This window comes from Opitutaceae bacterium TAV5, from assembly GCA_000242935.3.
Lineage (GTDB): Bacteria > Verrucomicrobiota > Verrucomicrobiia > Opitutales > Opitutaceae > Geminisphaera.
Genome location: CP007053.1, coordinates 6,035,129 through 6,049,754, shown reverse-complemented (window position 1 = coordinate 6,049,754; position 14,626 = coordinate 6,035,129). Strand labels below are relative to the sequence as shown.

Genomic DNA, 14,626 nt, shown 5'->3' with positions numbered 1-14,626 from the left:
ATGTCGGGACGATCGGCCGGGAGGCCGGAGGGCAAACGGCAGGGAGAGAGAAGAGGGAGCGGCGGCATTCCTGCCGCTGCGACGACGCAGAGCGTCGCCAGTCCGGACGGCGAGGGCACGGGGCGAGGCGCTGACGCGCCTCGTCGCAGCGGCAGGAATGCCGCCGCTCCGTCGCTATTTACGCCAGCGCGGACGCCGGGGGGCCGCAGGGCGGCGGCAGAAGGCGGATACTCTTTTCCCGGACAACCGGCCGGGGCATCGTGGCGATGTCCCCGACAAGGATTGCGTCCGGAGCGACGGGAAGCGGGCCGGTCAGGGTGAAACCCTGTCCCTGGCCGAAAGCGGTGATGACGCACTGGTGCGCGACGCTGGCGACTTGGTTGCCGTGGTCCTGCGAACAGCAGGCGGCGTGGAGCGAGGGGCGGACTTCGGCGACGAGCAGGAAGAGAACGAGGGCGGCGGCGAGCCAGCTCACGACCCGGTTGAGTCGCGAAAGTCCGGTCTTCACCTTGCCTGACCTTCCACGCATGGCGGAGAACATTCCCTGCATGCTCGCGGAGCGCAAGCGCCGAGTAGGGGAAAGGAGGCGACAGATTGAAATCATGAAAATGCCCGCCACTCCGCCGTGCGCCAGCGTTTCAATCTTGCGGTTCGCTCACAACGAAAACAGGGTCCGCGCCTTGTATGCCGCCGTTGATACCGGGACCGGTTGCGATGGCCGGGCGGCGGCCGACAGAATCATAACCCCGTTCAATGACAGAGAAAGATTCATCGCATCACATTTCCATCCGCGACCTGGCCAAAATTGCCGGAGTCAGCCGCACCACGGTCTCGCTGGCTTTGCGCGGGAGCCACGAAATCGGAGCCGGAACCCGCGAGCGGATCGTGGCTCTGGCCAGGCAGCACGACTACCGCAGCCATCCCGCCGTCAACGCCCTGATGCAGCAGGTCGGGCGAAAGCGCCGGGTGCATGATGAGGAAATCATCGCGTTTATCCGCACCGGCCAGACTCCCGAAGAAACCGCGCCCGGGCCCCTGGAGATTCTCGAAGGCGCCGCACAGGAAGCCCATCGGCTCGGTTTCCGCGTGGAGGTCTTTTGGGCCGGGTATTGCGGACAGCACTCCGAGCGGCTGGCGCGAGTGCTGTTCCAGCGAGGCATCCGCGGGGTGATCTGGGGTCCCATGCCTTATCCGCATCCGCCACTTCGTTTCCCTTGGCATCAGTTTGTTCCGATCGCCTGCACGCCGTCCACGGAGGTGCCGAATCTTCCCGCCGTGCTCATCAACCACTCGAAGGGCATGGCTCTGGCTCTGGAGGAACTCCGGCGCATGGGGGCCGGAAACACCGGCGTCGTGTTGAATTATGACATGGATCACCGGCAGGATTTTGGCTGGCTGCTGGGAACCGATCTTTACCGTCACCGCACCGGCCAGGAGAACGTCCACAGCCTGATCCTGAAGGACAACCCCGACGAAAAACGTCTCCGCCGGTGGATCAGGCAAAAGGGACTCGATGCGTTGATCATGATGCACGATCTCTACCACGCCACCCGCTATCTGGAAAACGACATCGCCCGCGCGTCGCTGGATGTGGCGCGCGCCGAGCTCGGAAAAGTGGGCGGCCTTTACCAGAACATGCGGCTCATCGGGGAGCATGCCGTGCGTTCGCTGGCCAGTCGTCTTTACAGCGATATCCCCGGCCTGCCCGAACAGGCTTTCCACATGGTGGTGCAGGCTTCCTTCGTCCAGGGCGAATCCCTGCGCAATCTCGAAAAGGCGGCAGGACGGAAAGCCTGAAGGTCGGAAAAACGACAGCCGCACCGGTATCCGGTTTCAGTCCTTCGGTCCTTTACTTGACGTGTCAAGAAAACGCTCCCTCGTGTTCCGCGAACGAGCGGGGCAATCGTCGTCCCGTATGAAAACCCCCACACTCTCCATGCATGTGACAGCAGGCATTCTGCACGGTCTTCTTGTTCTCGCAGCAACCGCCGTATCCGCACAGGGAGCGGATGTAACGCTCGGGGTTGATGGCTGGACTCCGTATTTTCACTCCGGCACCACCGACACCAGCGCGACGGTCGTCGGCAACGACTACAAAGTCTCTTACGATACCGAAGCGTCTGCCTCCATAGGGCGGGCGTACCGGAACTGGGACATTGCGGCGATTCCGCTCACCAGCCCTTTCACCGTGGAGTTTGACTTCCGCTCGAACACGAATGTCGCGAGTGCCCTCCAGACATTTGTCATCTTTGGCAGCTCGGCACAAAGCCAGAGTACCGGTCCGAATGACAGCTGGAAGATCACCGCCGATGGCGGCGGCTGGGGGGTCTACAACAACAACACGTATGCCTCTCTCGGAACGGGTTCGATCCTTGCCGATGTGACCTGGCGCTTCACGCTCACCATCGATCCGGTGGCCGACACCTACCGTGTTGACGTGACAAACCTCTCGACCAGTAACACCTGGAGCCTGGCCGGCCTGGCCTTGCGAAACGGTTCGGACACCTCCCTGTCCTTCCTCAACTTTGTTTCCAATGGCGCGGCCTCGCAAACCGGCCTCGGGTTTTCGGTTGGTGAAATCTCCATCACCACCACTGCCGTGCCGGAGCCTCACGCCGCAGCGCTTGTCCTGGGTGGCATCCTGCTGGCCGGTGTGCTCGCCCGTCGTTGCCGGTTGAAAGCCTGATTTTCCGAATACACGAAGCATCGACCGGAAGGCCGGCCGGTGCTTCATATCCCCCGGTTTCTTTTGCCTCCTTTCCTCCTCCCCGAACTGACCAACGAATGAAAAAAATCGCCCCCCTGCTTACCCTGTTGTTGTGCATGTGCTCCGCTCTGTTTGCCGCCGCTGACAATCGGCAGCGTGTGATCATTGCCGATTTCGAGGACGTGGGAACCTGGCGCGCCGCGCACCATACCGGCCAGAAACCGGGCGTGTGGTTTTCCGGTGGCACATGGATGGGAACCTCGCTCGCCGCGCCCGCCTTTGCCGACGATCGTTCCGGGGAGTTGCGTTTCGCATTCGCCGAACACACGGACAAACCCCGCGTGGTCGTTTACCGAAGAGAAAAAATGAGCCGCATGAGCGGATTTCTCGACGGGATCGAGTTCGATGCCGATTCGCGAGGGCATCCCGTGCGGCTGCGTTTTGTGTTGCTCGACAGCACCCGGAAAAGTCACTGGACACCGGCCGTGCGCCTCGGTGAAGCCGGCTGGCGCCGTTACCGTGTGACGCTCGACGCCGCGAACTGGCCCGACGTTTCCAAAGTCAAATTCCCCGCATCTGTGGAACAGGTCATCCTCGAGGCGGAGGCTGCCTGCGAAGGCAGCGTCTTCATGGACGACCTCGCCCTCACCGGCACGTTTCCCCGCAAAAACCAGCTTTCCGTCACCCCTGTGTATTCGACGATAAACTACGATCCGGACCGGCCCGTGACGATCGGGTATCGCGTGCGCAACGCTCGTCCCGAACCGCTGACCGTCACCTTCTCCGCCTCCCTGCGCACCGCTGCTGACGCCGCCGGCGACACCGGCTTCCCCGCAGCCTCGGCGCCCGGCGTTCCGTCCGGCGCCACCCTGACGCGCACCCTCGACCTGCCCGCGCACGGACAGACGCGCGTGAGCCTCGACTTCGGCATCCTCCCTCTTGGCGCTTACTCTGTCCGGCTCCAGGCGGAGGCAAGCAACGACAAACGCATCGCCGCCGACTACGACGACTCCTTCGGCGTGTTCGTGCCCAACGGCTCCCGCCTCAACACCCGCCCCATGTGGTTTGGCGTCCAGGACACCACCCCCTGGAACAACCCCGCCGAAAACGCTCTCCACCTCGACTGGATGCGCGCCATCGGCATCGACATCAACCGCCTCGGCATCTCCGGCCACCGCTTCATGCCCGAAGCCCCTGCCAGCATCGAAGCCTGGCGTCCCCTCATCGAACCGTTTGAAAAAGCCGGCATCTACTCCGTCGTCCTTTTCGGCGACACCCCTCCCTCCCTCATTCGCAACGGCGACTACCGCCAGCCCCCCGGCGACCTTGCCGCCTTCCAGGACTACGCCGCCGGCCTCGGACGTTTCCTCGGCGAGTATCCGCACATTCGATACCTGGAATTCTGGAACGAGCCCGACATCGATTTTTACCACGGCACCCTCGACGAATACTGGGCCATGTTGGCCGCCTTCTCGCGCGGTTTTCGCTCCACCGCTCCGCAAATCAGAATCACCACCGGCGGCGCTACCGTCAGCCATCCGCGCGAAAAACCCGGCTTCAACCAAGGTCTCTATTCGCAACATGGCGACCTCTACGATCTCGCCGCCTTCCACTCGCACGGTCCCTTGTCCAATTACACCACGCGGCACCGGCAAGTGGAAACCTGGCTCGCCGGAGCCGGTCTCGAAAAACGCCTCGCCAACACCGAGTCCGGCGAACGCAGCGCCTACGAGCCGCGCGGCTACTTCGAGCAGGCCGTCACGCTCGTCAAAAAACTCGCATGGTCCAAATCGCGTCCGAACAGTGAATTCCACATCTGGTTCACTCTCCAGGATTATTGGGACATGGACACCGAGGCGGACGACTCCTTCGGCCTCATCACCTCCGACAACCGCGCCAAACCCTCGCTCGTCGCCTACAACGAACTCATCCGCCAGCTTGCCAACACGACCCCCGCCTCGCAGCCCTCGTTCAGGCAGCCCGGCATCGACGCCTGCGAATTCCTGCGCGACGATGGCAAGCGCGTCCTCGTCTGCTGGGCCTCCGACGGCGGCAGCGGCGGCGCGCTCTGGATACGGCCCGGCGGACAACCCGTGCAAAAAATCGACATCTTCGGCGGCGGCGAAACGCTCCCCGGCGACACCGATCACGTTGTCGCCGTCGGAAAGACACCGCTCTACCTCGTCTCCACCGGCCCGGCTCCGCTCGCCTTTCTCACTCCGGACCAGCGCGAACTGGACGCGCCGGCGGAGATTTTCCGCGATGCCGCCGCCCCCGCATCCCTCGCTGTCACCGTGCGCAACACCGCCGCCGCCGACAGTGCCGCCGCGCCCCGCCTCCTCACGCTGCGCGATGCAGCAGGCGCCGTGGTCGCAACCGGCAAACGGGTTGTCGCTCCCGGCGCGACGGAACGCATGACGCTCACCCTTCCCGTGCCGCCTGCCGCCCCTGCGTCATCCGGTCCGGATACATTGCAAACCCGCCGCTACACGCTCGAACTCGCCGACGTCGCCACGAACAAGACCCTCGCCGTCCTGCCCGTCGTGGCGCACGACAGCTATCCCGTGGCCCGCGCCTCCGCCACGGCCGGGGCGAACGCGCCCGTTCTCGTGCTGCGCATGGCCGGGGACGTCACCGAACTGACCTTCGATCCCACGATTCCCGCATGGCGCGGTCCGGACGATCTTTCCGCCGAAGCCCGCATCATCCGCGACGCCGACGCCGTTGTTTTCCTTGTCGACGTCACCGACGACAAGCACGTGCAGTCCGGCCATCCCGACTCCGAAGTCTGGCGAGCCGACAGCGTACAGATCGCCTTCTACAACCCGGCCAACGCCGCACACACCCTGTTCGACGCTGCGCTCGTTGACGGCAACCGTCCCGTTGTCTGGTGCCATCGCAATGCCGACCCCGCCCGTCGGGGACTCTGGGCTCCCGCCGACGTCCCGCGCACCGTTCGTCGGGAAGGCAACCACACCCGCTACGAAATCCGCGTACCCTTCGCCCTGCTCGGCCTCGCCGCCGCCGACATCCCGCCCGAAGGGCTGCCCGTGCGCTTCTCCTTCCTCGTCAACGAAGACGACGGACAAGGCCGCGTGCGCTGGATACGCTGGCGCGGCGGCCTCGGCGACAACGAGGACATCTCCCGCCTCGGCCACGCCATCCTGAAATAAACCACCGCCACCGCCACCAGCCCGTTTTCATGAAAACAGCATCCCCCCTGCATCGCCTTGCCTCCGTCGCCACGTCCCTGCTGGCGCTCCTCTGCGTCACCGCCGGCGCCGTCGTCCGCGCCGACGGCCTCGACCCGTACCTCGTCGCCCGCTGGACCTTCAACGACGGCACGCTCAAAGCCGACCAGGGCGGTTACATTCTGGAGCGGAAAGACTGGGGGTCCTCGCCCGCCCTCGATCTCGCCAACGGGCAGGCCAGAATCGGCTCCGGCACGTTCCTCACCTGCAAAAAAATCAACTCCGCCGACCAGCCCGACCTCGCCCGCACCGTCACGCTCTGGGTGCGCCTGCGTATCGAATCTCCCCTTGCCAACGACGCCTTCCTCTTCGGCCTGCGCGACCAGGTGGATCCCGGCGAGTGGCGCAACATCGTCCTGTGCGCACTCGGCCAGCCAACGCAGCCCGGCCACACCAGCTTCTATTCCCGCCTCTCCAACAAGGAAATTTGCAGCCGCAGCTCGAATCTGCCCGAACTCCTCCCCGGAGACTTCCGCACCCTCGCTCTCGTCTTCGACGGCAACGCCAGAACCGTCACCTGGTACGTTGACGGCCAGCAGCTCGAAGGCCGCCACCGCGACGCCACCGCGCTCGACGCCTTCAACAACTTTGCCATCGGCCGCCTCAAGGCATCCGCCTCGGCGCCGCCCATGAGCGTCGATGAAATCCGCATCTACGGCATCGCGCTCACCTCCGAATGGATCGCCGAAATCGATCCCGTTTCGTCACCGACCAAATAACCACCCCCTGTCCTTACCATCATGAACACCCAAAATCTCCCTTCCCCCCGCCGTTCCGATCGGGGGTTCACACTCATCGAACTCCTCACCGTCATTGCCATCATCGGCATCCTGGCGGCGATCCTGATTCCGACCGTTGGCGCCGTCCGCGATTCAGCGAACGGTGCCAAGTGCGTCAGCAACCTCCGTCAAATCGGCATTGCCATGCAAGCACACGCCAGCGATTTTAAAGGTAACTTGCCTGTCCCCCAGGACGATAACTGGATAAGCAATCCGGAGACAAGAGATTGGTGGACAAAATGCTGGTCTTACCAGCTGCAACCCTACACGGAGAAACTTCTTGTCCAGGAGGCGCGTTTTCAGGCGAATTTCGGTGGCATCTTCCGTTGCCCAGGCAAAAAAGAATGGGATCTTGGCGGCGCAAACGATGGCTATAAAATTTCCTACGAAATGAGCACCTTTGACAGAGACTGGGAAGGGGATGCTTCGCGGAGATACCAGCGCAACCTGTCGCAGTTTCAGCTGCCAACCAAAACTGCGCTCGTCGTGGATGCCGCAGCCAAAAATGCAGCCACCGGTGCGATTGAGGGCATCAACGCGTATATCCAGAACAACCGGTTATTATATCGGGACCGCCTTGATCTGCGTCATAAAAACAAGGCCAACGTCCTTTTTGTGGACGGCCATGTTGAAGCGATGCCGCGGTGGGGTCTGAATGCCTATTTGATGAAAGAAAACGGACTGGAAAGTGACAGCACGCTGCGTCCCTGGTAAACCCGATTCCTTTCCGGCTCCCGGTCCCTGATGGCGGCATGTGGCTTGCCGGTCGGGAAAATTTCGGGCAAAAAGCCGTATGCTTTCCGGAACGCTCCCTCGAGCCAGGCCATTTTTCGTCTCCGCCGCGGTGGCCGTGCAGGCGGGGTTCCTGGCCTTGTCGCCGGCCGGGGGATACGCCCAGCAGATTCCGGCCGACTGGCAGCGCAAGCCGCCGTCCGCCGAACAGGCGGCTGCGCTGGTGCAGGGGGCGGAAAAATACGGCTGGCCCGCGATGGCCTCCGCGTTGCGCGACGTGGCGTTCGCCGCGTATGGCCAGGGCAGCGCGGCGCGGCTGGACCTGGCGGAGGCCTGGCTCTATCCGGCGTTGTGGGCGGCGCAGTTTGGCGAGGGCGAGGATGTGTTTCTCGCCCGCTGGCAAAAGGCCCTGGAAGACGAAGGACTCGCCCACGCCAACATGCCGGATCGTTACGAGGCGGCGCCGGACGCGGTGCTCGGCACGCGGTTGCCGGCGGAGTTGCAACAGCGGCTGATCGGGGACCGCGGATTGTCGGCCGCGTATTTCGACCTGCTGACGCCGTGCGATTACCTGCCGGGTGTTTTCGATATTCTGGCGGAACTGGCTGCGGCGGAGCCAAAGCGGTTTGGCACCTATGCGCAACTCGCGCTCGCCATCGCGCTCGTCCATGACGTGCCTCCGCCGCCGGACTGGCCGCACGGGCAGGTGCCGGCAAGCGCGCTGCCACGCACGCTGATGCCGGCCCCGGACGTGTTCCGTTTTCTGGCGGACTCGCAGGAAACCGGGAAAACGCTGCACCGGCTCGACCAGCTTCCGGCCGGCGAACTGAAATTTTTGTCCGACATCGTGGCCCCGCTCTCCGACCTGCGCTGGGCGCAGGCCAATGTGAAGCTGCCGCTTTCGCGACTGGAAGCGACCTACGGCATGGTGCCGTACGCGACCGCGCGGGTGAATGCCAACCAGCTCGACTGGGCGCGGCCGACCTACCACCTCGACGAGATGCGCGGCGAAGGCGGGATCTGCGTGGACCAGGCGTATTTCGCCACGCAGGCCGGCAAGGCGCGCGGCGTGCCGACGTTGCTGTTTCGCGGCGCCGGGCTCGACGGGCGGCACGCGTGGTTCGGGTTTCTCGACGGCGCGCGCAAGTGGCAACTGGATGCGGGGCGGTACGAGGAGCAGCGCTACATCTCCGGCGTCGCCCACGACCCGCAAACATGGGAAGACATCTCCGACCACGAGCTGCAGTTTTTGTCGGAAGGGTTTCGCAAGTTGCCCGGCTGGCGGACGTCCCGTGTGCATGCGCTGTTCGCGGTGGCGTTGCGCGACGCGGGGCGACCGGCCGAGGCCATGCGGGCGGCGCGGATGGCCGTCACCGCGGAGCGGCGCAACGTGGAGGCGTGGGAAATCATGCTGGCGTTGCAGGCGACCCGGGACGGCGCCGGTGATGCGAAGGCGGCGGGTTCGCGGGAGCGCGAGGCGTTGCTGCGGGAGGCGGCGACAGCCCTGCAACGTTATCCGGACCTCAATGTCCGGTACCTGCGCGAGGCGGTGGCCTGCGTGCGGGCGCGGGGCGACGAGACGGCGGCCGACCAGGAGGAACGGATGCTGGCGCGCAAATTCCGCTCGGGCCGCGCCGACCTGACGATCGAGCAGGCGGGAGCGATGATGGCGCGGGCAATGAAAGAGGCATCGGTCGCCGAAGCGGTCCGCACGCACAACCTCGCGCTGAAGCGGTTCGGCCGCGGGCAGGGAATCGATTTTTATGACAAGGTGACGAGACCTTTTGTCGTCTTTCTCGCGCTGAAAGGCGAAAAGGATGAAGCGCTGCGGGCGCTGGACCGGGCGCGCGACGCGCTCGCCGTACAGCGGGGCTCGCAGATGGACCGGGAGATGGCGATGCTCCGCCGGCGGATCGAGGCCGGACCGCCGGCGGCAGGCGGTTCGTAGCCGCCGGTCCACGGCCGGAAAAAGCCCCGGCGTGCGACAGCCGGGGCTTGGCAGTGAGTGATGTTACGCAATGCGCTGTGGCGCGGGCTTTTTCTCCCAAACGCCCGCTGACGGCGCGAAGCGCCGCCCGGGAGTGCGGGCGAGACGCCCGCAGAACACGGGCTGGAAGCCCGTGCCACGTTTTTTCCGCCAAGCCGGCGGCTTCGCCGTCTGCGGGCGAGACGCCCGCGCCACTATCAAGGCCGCCTGCCGTTTTTACGCGACGCGCTCGACGACGAGCGGCGGCGGGGTGGGGCGCTTGGGCGCGAGACGGTACGCTTCCTTGAAGTGGTTGAGCGCGGCCTCGAGCTTCGACTCGTCGTTGTAGTGGATCATCATGAGCGGCTCGCCCTGCTTGACCTGGGTGCCGACCTTCTTGATTTCCGAAACGCCGACCGCGTGATCGACCTTGCCGCTCTTTTCCGCCCCGATGCCGAGGAGATTGACGCCGCGGGCGACGAGCGAGGCATTGATCGTGTGGACGTAGCCGCGCTTGGGAGCGGGGAGCTTGCGGATGTACTTCGCCTTCGGGAACTTGTCGGGAGCGTCGATATAGGACGGATCGCCGCCTTGCGCCTTGACCAGCTCCTTGAGCTTGGCGAGGGCGCTGCCGTCGGTGAGGTGGCGCTCCACGGTCTGCTTGGCGGAGAGGGTCGAACCGGCCACGCCGGCCAGGCGGACGATCTCCATGCCGAGCTTGAGAACGAGTTCCTTCATGTCTTCCGGTCCCTCGCCCTTGAGAAGCTGGATGGCCTCCTTGAGCTCGAGCGCGGTGCCGACGGAATCGCCGAGCGGCTGATTCATGTCGGTGACGAGGGCGACGCAGCGGCGCTTCATCGAACGGCCGACGCGGGTCATCGAGCGGGCGAGCTGTTTGGCCTGCTCCAGGTCCTTGATAAAGGAGCCGTTGCCCCACTTCACGTCGATCACGAGACCTTCGCTGCCCTCGGCGAGTTTTTTGGAAAGAACGCTGCCGGTGATCAGCGGAAGGCTCGGGATGGTGCCGGTTTCCTTACGGATTTCGAGGAACTTGGCGTCGGCGGGCGCGAGATCGTCGGACTGCGCGCAGATGGCGCCGTTGATTTTGGAGAGCTGGCTGATAAAGGCTTCGATCGTGATCTTGCTCTTGAAGCCGGGGACGGCGGAGAGCTTCTCGAGCGGGCTGATGATGCAGTCGTGCTCCGGACCGCACATCATCGGGACGACCACGCCCGCCGCCATGGCGAGGGGCACGAGCACCAGCGAAGTCTTGTCGCCGACACCGCCGGTAGTGTACTTGTCGATCTTGGGTTTGGCAATCTCCGACAGGTCAATGACTTCGCCGGAAAGCATCATTTCCTCGGTCAGGATCGCCGTTTCCTGCGCCGACATTTGCTGGAAGTAGATAGCCATCAGCAGCGCCGAGAGCTGGTGCTGCGGCATCTCTCCGTCGAGCGTGGAATCGATGATATAGCGAATCTCTTCCTGGGTGAACTCCTGGCCATCGCGTTTCTTCTCGATCAGCGAGCTGAACGACGGCTTGATGAACCTCCGTTGAGGAATGGTGCGTTTTGTCATGTAGTGTGAAATAACAATCCGGTTAACAGGCCCTTTGGCTGTAAAAGTTTAAAAAAGAACATCGACAGGGGAAAAGTCGAGCCAATTTTGGGCCGGTTGCCTGCTTCCGAAAGAAAAATGGGGCGATCCGGGATTTTTGTCGCCGGATCGTCACATCGGCAAAAAGCCACCCGCTGACGACCCGGCGGGGGGGAGGGGGGGCAAATGCAGGCCACGCCGGGAGGAAGTGCTTTTTGTTGATCTCTGCACTCGCCAGCGAAGGACATCCGCATTTTTTCGGGTGTATGACTTCCCGCAATTCCCGGAAAAGCTACGCCGGCTCGCTCCTGGTTGCGCATCCGGTGCTGCGCGATCCGAATTTCCGGCGCACGGTGGTGCTGCTTTCGGGCCACGACGGCGAGGGCGCGCTGGGTATCGTGCTGAACCGGCCGTTGCGCAAGTCGTTGGGATCTCTGGGCGGAGAGTTTGCGCTGGGGCCGCTGGCCCATGTGCCGCTGTTCAACGGCGGGCCGGTCGCCGGCCGGCAGGTGCTGCTGTGCGCCTGGCGCTCGCAACTGGGCGGCGACGCGGAGGGGTTCCAGCTCATGTTCGGCATCGATCCGGAAAAGGCGGCGGAGCTGGCCGGCCAGCCCGGCGTCGGCCTGCGGGCCTTTCTCGGCTATGCCGGATGGTCGGCCGGGCAACTGGAGCAGGAACTGAAGCAGGATACCTGGGTGGTGAGCAACCTGCCGGCGTCGCTGATGGAAACCGAGCCCGACGTCCGCCTCTGGCGCGTGGTGCTCGACGGCGTGGACGAGCGCTGGCGCCTCGACACCGGCGAGCCGGATGATCCTTCGGTAAACTGATGCAGCCGGACGCGAAAAAGCGTTTGCGCCGCGGGCCGTTTGCCATCGGCATCGCGGGTTTCCATGACCATTTATCCCGCTATCGACATCAAAGGAGGCCGGTGCGTGCGACTCACCCAAGGCCGCGCCGATCAGGAAACCGTGTATTTTGAAAACCCGGCGGAAGTCGCCGGCCAGTTCAGGGCAGCCGGCAGCCCCTGGGTGCACGTGGTCGATCTCGACGGCGCGTTTGCCGGCGAGCCGCAAAACCTGGCCCAGGTGCAGGCCATCGCCGCTCTCGGGATGAAGGTCCAGCTCGGCGGCGGGCTCCGCACCCGCGCCTCCGTGGAACGCGCGCTCGGGCTGGGCGCAAGCCGGGTGGTCATCGGCACGCGCGCGGCCGAGAGCGAGGAATTTGTCGGCGAACTCGTGCAAGCCTTCGGAGAAAAAATCGCCGTCGGCATCGACGCCAAAAACGGCCAGGTCGCCGTCCGCGGCTGGGTGAGCACCACCGGCACCGGCGCACTCGATCTCGCCCGGCGCATGAGCGCGCTCGGCGTGCGCACGATCATCTACACCGATATCGGCACCGACGGCATGCTGACCGGCCCCAACCTCGCGGCCCAGCAGGCCATGTGCGAGGCCGTCGCACCGGGCAAGACCGGCGTGATCGCCTCCGGAGGCGTCAGTCGCCGCGAAGACGTGGCCGGCCTCGCCGACCTCGCCCGCCGCCACGCCAACCTCGACGGCGTGATCGTCGGCAAGGCGCTCTATGAAAAACGGGTGGAATTACCCGACCTGCTCGCGATCGCCGCCGCCGCGTGAGCGGCGCGCCGGAGCGGCGGTTTATTCCTGCGACTGCCGGCGCCGCTTCACGCTGACGAGCGCGATCAGGGTGGCGATGGCAAATACCGCCCCGACGGCCGGCCCGATCCGGTGATCGAGGGTCCCGGCCTCGCCGGCAGCGAACTTGAGCGCGGCATTGGTCGCCCCGTAAAAGAAGAAAAAGCTCACGAACACGATCGCGGCCACCACACGGCGCGGCATCTCGTCGATGATGTGAACAACGAATTTTCTGAGTGACTCCGATTCCGGAGCCTCGAACCTGGATTTGGTTTGCATTTGCGAATCAACAGTGACCCCTCCCGAACCCGGCAAAACCCGGGTCCGGAACAGGCTAACCGGACATGAAACCGAAAGGACGCCGCAACGTCCATCATCAAATCGCATCACATTGGCAACTGAATGCGATCCAGACTGATGCCGATTGTTCAGGATTCTGCCCGCGGCAACGTAATTCCGGAATCGCCCGGCGCTCGACGGATATCCGAACAGCACAGCCTTACGGCTGGCCCACCGGAAGATGGGTGTTCCCGCGCGAGAGGCCTCCGGAAAAAGGAAGGGCCGCAGAGCGACCAAACTCTGCGGCCCGGACGACTTGTTGACCTTAACCATTGCGGCCACCCGCTTGGCGGGCTGAAGCTCACTGGTGAAAACAAGCGTGCAAAGGCGGCATGGCAGCGTCAACAAAAAATTGAGAAAGAGTCTCATTATCTTTAAATCTTCCGGGTTCGTGCTGTTGACCCCTTGAGGGACAACAAGTTTTAATCAGTTTTTTAACGTCCCATTTCTGCATGTCCGATTCTCTTCTCATTCAACTGGGCGAGCGCAGCTACCCGATCACCTTCGGAGCCGATCTCCGGTTTCAGGTCCGCTCCGCGCTGGCGGCTCTCCGGGCGGAGGGGCGCCGGTACGCCGTCGTCACCGACCGTCACATCGATCGCCAGCAGGCCGAGGCGTTGCAGGCGATGACCGGCGACGCGCCCGTGCGGGTGCTGGAACCGGGCGAACAGACAAAATCGCTCGCCGAACTGGGCAACGTGCTCGATTTCCTCGCGGAAAACCGGCTGGACCGCTCCTCGGTGCTCGTGGCGGTGGGCGGCGGGGTGATCGGCGATCTCGCCGGTTTTGCCGCGGCCAGCTACCTGCGCGGCATCGGGTTTTACCAGATCCCCACCACGCTGCTCGCGATGGTGGACAGTTCGGTGGGCGGCAAAACAGGCATCAATCTGCGCGCGGGCAAAAACCTCGTCGGCGCGTTCCACCAGCCGAAGGCGGTTTTTATCTCCACCGACCTGCTCTCGACGCTGCCTCCGCGCGAGTTCGCAGCGGGCATGGCCGAGGTGATCAAATACGGCCTGCTCGGCGACCGGGAGCTTTTCGAGGAGCTCGAGGCGACACCCCTGCTCCCCGGCGCGCCCCGGCTGGCCGACGTGATCCGCCGGTGCTGCGCGATCAAGGCGGCGATCGTCGAGGCCGATGAACGCGAGACGGCGAAGGACGGCGGCCGCGCGCTGCTCAATCTCGGCCACACCTTCGGCCACGCCATCGAACAGGTGACCGGCTATGGCGCGTACCTGCATGGCGAGGCGGTGGCGATCGGGCTGTGCGCGGCGGCGCGGCTGTCGCGCCACCTCGGCTATCTCGACGATGCCGCCGTGGCCCGCGTGGAAAAAGTCGTCGACGCCCATGCGCTGCCGGTGCGGCTGCGCGAACCGCTGCCGGTCGATGCGCTGGCGGCGGCCATGGCCCGCGACAAGAAAGTGCGCGCCGGCGCGCTGCGCTTCGTCGTGTTGCGCGCCCTCGGCACGGCGGCGACGCAGGGCGACATCGATCCGGTGCTCGCCGGGACCAGTTTTGTGGAAGTCGGCGCGGCGCTGGCTTCGTAACCGTTTTTCCGATACCCGGACGCCTGCATCTTTCGCTTCCGGCCCGTTTCAAAAATTTCC

The 14,626-nt window shown here is 64.4% G+C and carries 12 protein-coding genes; 9 read left to right on the top strand and 3 right to left on the bottom strand.

Annotation, left to right across the window (positions count from 1 at the left end):
* Positions 1 to 178: 178 nt before the first annotated feature.
* On the bottom strand, positions 179 to 550 hold the full coding sequence (locus tag OPIT5_25595) for a hypothetical protein (protein ID AHF93084.1): 372 nt from the start codon (positions 548 to 550) through the stop codon (positions 179 to 181).
* A 203-nt stretch (positions 551 to 753) separates the two neighbouring features.
* Here OPIT5_25595 and OPIT5_25590 point away from each other — a divergent pair, with 203 nt between their 5' ends.
* The 6 genes from OPIT5_25590 (at position 754) to OPIT5_25565 (ending at position 9,417) form a co-directional block, all read left to right on the top strand.
* A complete protein-coding gene (locus OPIT5_25590; protein ID AHF93083.1) occupies positions 754 to 1,797 on the top strand; it encodes a transcriptional regulator in 1,044 nt (347 codons plus the stop codon).
* Between the two features lie 118 nt (positions 1,798 to 1,915).
* Entirely contained in the window at positions 1,916 to 2,686 is a 771-nt protein-coding gene (locus tag OPIT5_25585; GenBank protein ID AHF94753.1) for a hypothetical protein, read from the top strand.
* A gap of 98 nt (positions 2,687 to 2,784) precedes the next feature.
* Positions 2,785 to 5,880, top strand: a complete 3,096-nt coding sequence (locus tag OPIT5_25580; protein AHF93082.1) for a hypothetical protein — start codon at positions 2,785 to 2,787, stop codon at positions 5,878 to 5,880.
* A gap of 29 nt (positions 5,881 to 5,909) precedes the next feature.
* Entirely contained in the window at positions 5,910 to 6,677 is a 768-nt protein-coding gene (locus tag OPIT5_25575) for a hypothetical protein (GenBank protein AHF94752.1), read from the top strand.
* A 21-nt stretch (positions 6,678 to 6,698) separates the two neighbouring features.
* Entirely contained in the window at positions 6,699 to 7,451 is a 753-nt protein-coding gene (locus OPIT5_25570) for a hypothetical protein (protein AHF93081.1), read from the top strand.
* A 274-nt stretch (positions 7,452 to 7,725) separates the two neighbouring features.
* Positions 7,726 to 9,417, top strand: a complete 1,692-nt coding sequence (locus OPIT5_25565; GenBank protein ID AHF93080.1) for a hypothetical protein — start codon at positions 7,726 to 7,728, stop codon at positions 9,415 to 9,417.
* A gap of 255 nt (positions 9,418 to 9,672) precedes the next feature.
* On the opposite strand, the gene OPIT5_25560 is transcribed toward OPIT5_25565, so the two are convergent.
* On the bottom strand, positions 9,673 to 11,013 hold the full coding sequence (locus tag OPIT5_25560) for a pyrimidine-nucleoside phosphorylase (GenBank protein AHF93079.1): 1,341 nt from the start codon (positions 11,011 to 11,013) through the stop codon (positions 9,673 to 9,675).
* Between the two features lie 284 nt (positions 11,014 to 11,297).
* Here OPIT5_25560 and OPIT5_25555 point away from each other — a divergent pair, with 284 nt between their 5' ends.
* Entirely contained in the window at positions 11,298 to 11,858 is a 561-nt protein-coding gene (locus tag OPIT5_25555; GenBank protein ID AHF93078.1) for a hypothetical protein, read from the top strand.
* A 63-nt stretch (positions 11,859 to 11,921) separates the two neighbouring features.
* On the top strand, positions 11,922 to 12,662 hold the full coding sequence (locus tag OPIT5_25550; protein ID AHF93077.1) for a 1-(5-phosphoribosyl)-5-[(5-phosphoribosylamino)methylideneamino] imidazole-4-carboxamide isomerase: 741 nt from the start codon (positions 11,922 to 11,924) through the stop codon (positions 12,660 to 12,662).
* A gap of 21 nt (positions 12,663 to 12,683) precedes the next feature.
* Here the strand turns inward: OPIT5_25550 and OPIT5_25545 are convergent, their stop codons facing one another.
* Positions 12,684 to 12,959, bottom strand: coding sequence for a hypothetical protein (locus OPIT5_25545; GenBank protein AHF93076.1), 276 nt, complete (start codon positions 12,957 to 12,959; stop codon positions 12,684 to 12,686).
* A gap of 512 nt (positions 12,960 to 13,471) precedes the next feature.
* Between OPIT5_25545 and OPIT5_25540 the strand changes: the two genes are divergently transcribed.
* Positions 13,472 to 14,566, top strand: a complete 1,095-nt coding sequence (locus OPIT5_25540) for a 3-dehydroquinate synthase (GenBank protein AHF93075.1) — start codon at positions 13,472 to 13,474, stop codon at positions 14,564 to 14,566.
* The last annotated feature ends 60 nt before the right edge of the window (positions 14,567 to 14,626 follow it).

Excerpts from the sequence above, each read along its gene's own strand:
- OPIT5_25580 (AHF93082.1), top strand. The coding sequence starts at position 2,785 with ATGAAAAAAATCGCCCCCCTGCTTACCCTGTTGTTGTGCATGTGCTCC.
- OPIT5_25555 (AHF93078.1), top strand. The coding sequence starts at position 11,298 with ATGACTTCCCGCAATTCCCGGAAAAGCTACGCCGGCTCGCTCCTGGTT.
- OPIT5_25590 (AHF93083.1), top strand. The coding sequence starts at position 754 with ATGACAGAGAAAGATTCATCGCATCACATTTCCATCCGCGACCTGGCC.
- OPIT5_25560 (AHF93079.1), bottom strand. The coding sequence starts at position 11,013 with ATGACAAAACGCACCATTCCTCAACGGAGGTTCATCAAGCCGTCGTTC.
- OPIT5_25550 (AHF93077.1), top strand. The coding sequence starts at position 11,922 with ATGACCATTTATCCCGCTATCGACATCAAAGGAGGCCGGTGCGTGCGA.
- OPIT5_25540 (AHF93075.1), top strand. The coding sequence starts at position 13,472 with ATGTCCGATTCTCTTCTCATTCAACTGGGCGAGCGCAGCTACCCGATC.
- OPIT5_25575 (AHF94752.1), top strand. The coding sequence starts at position 5,910 with ATGAAAACAGCATCCCCCCTGCATCGCCTTGCCTCCGTCGCCACGTCC.
- OPIT5_25570 (AHF93081.1), top strand. The coding sequence starts at position 6,699 with ATGAACACCCAAAATCTCCCTTCCCCCCGCCGTTCCGATCGGGGGTTC.
- OPIT5_25565 (AHF93080.1), top strand. The coding sequence starts at position 7,726 with ATGGCCTCCGCGTTGCGCGACGTGGCGTTCGCCGCGTATGGCCAGGGC.
- OPIT5_25595 (AHF93084.1), bottom strand. The coding sequence starts at position 550 with ATGCAGGGAATGTTCTCCGCCATGCGTGGAAGGTCAGGCAAGGTGAAG.
- OPIT5_25585 (AHF94753.1), top strand. The coding sequence starts at position 1,916 with ATGAAAACCCCCACACTCTCCATGCATGTGACAGCAGGCATTCTGCAC.
- OPIT5_25545 (AHF93076.1), bottom strand. The coding sequence starts at position 12,959 with ATGCAAACCAAATCCAGGTTCGAGGCTCCGGAATCGGAGTCACTCAGA.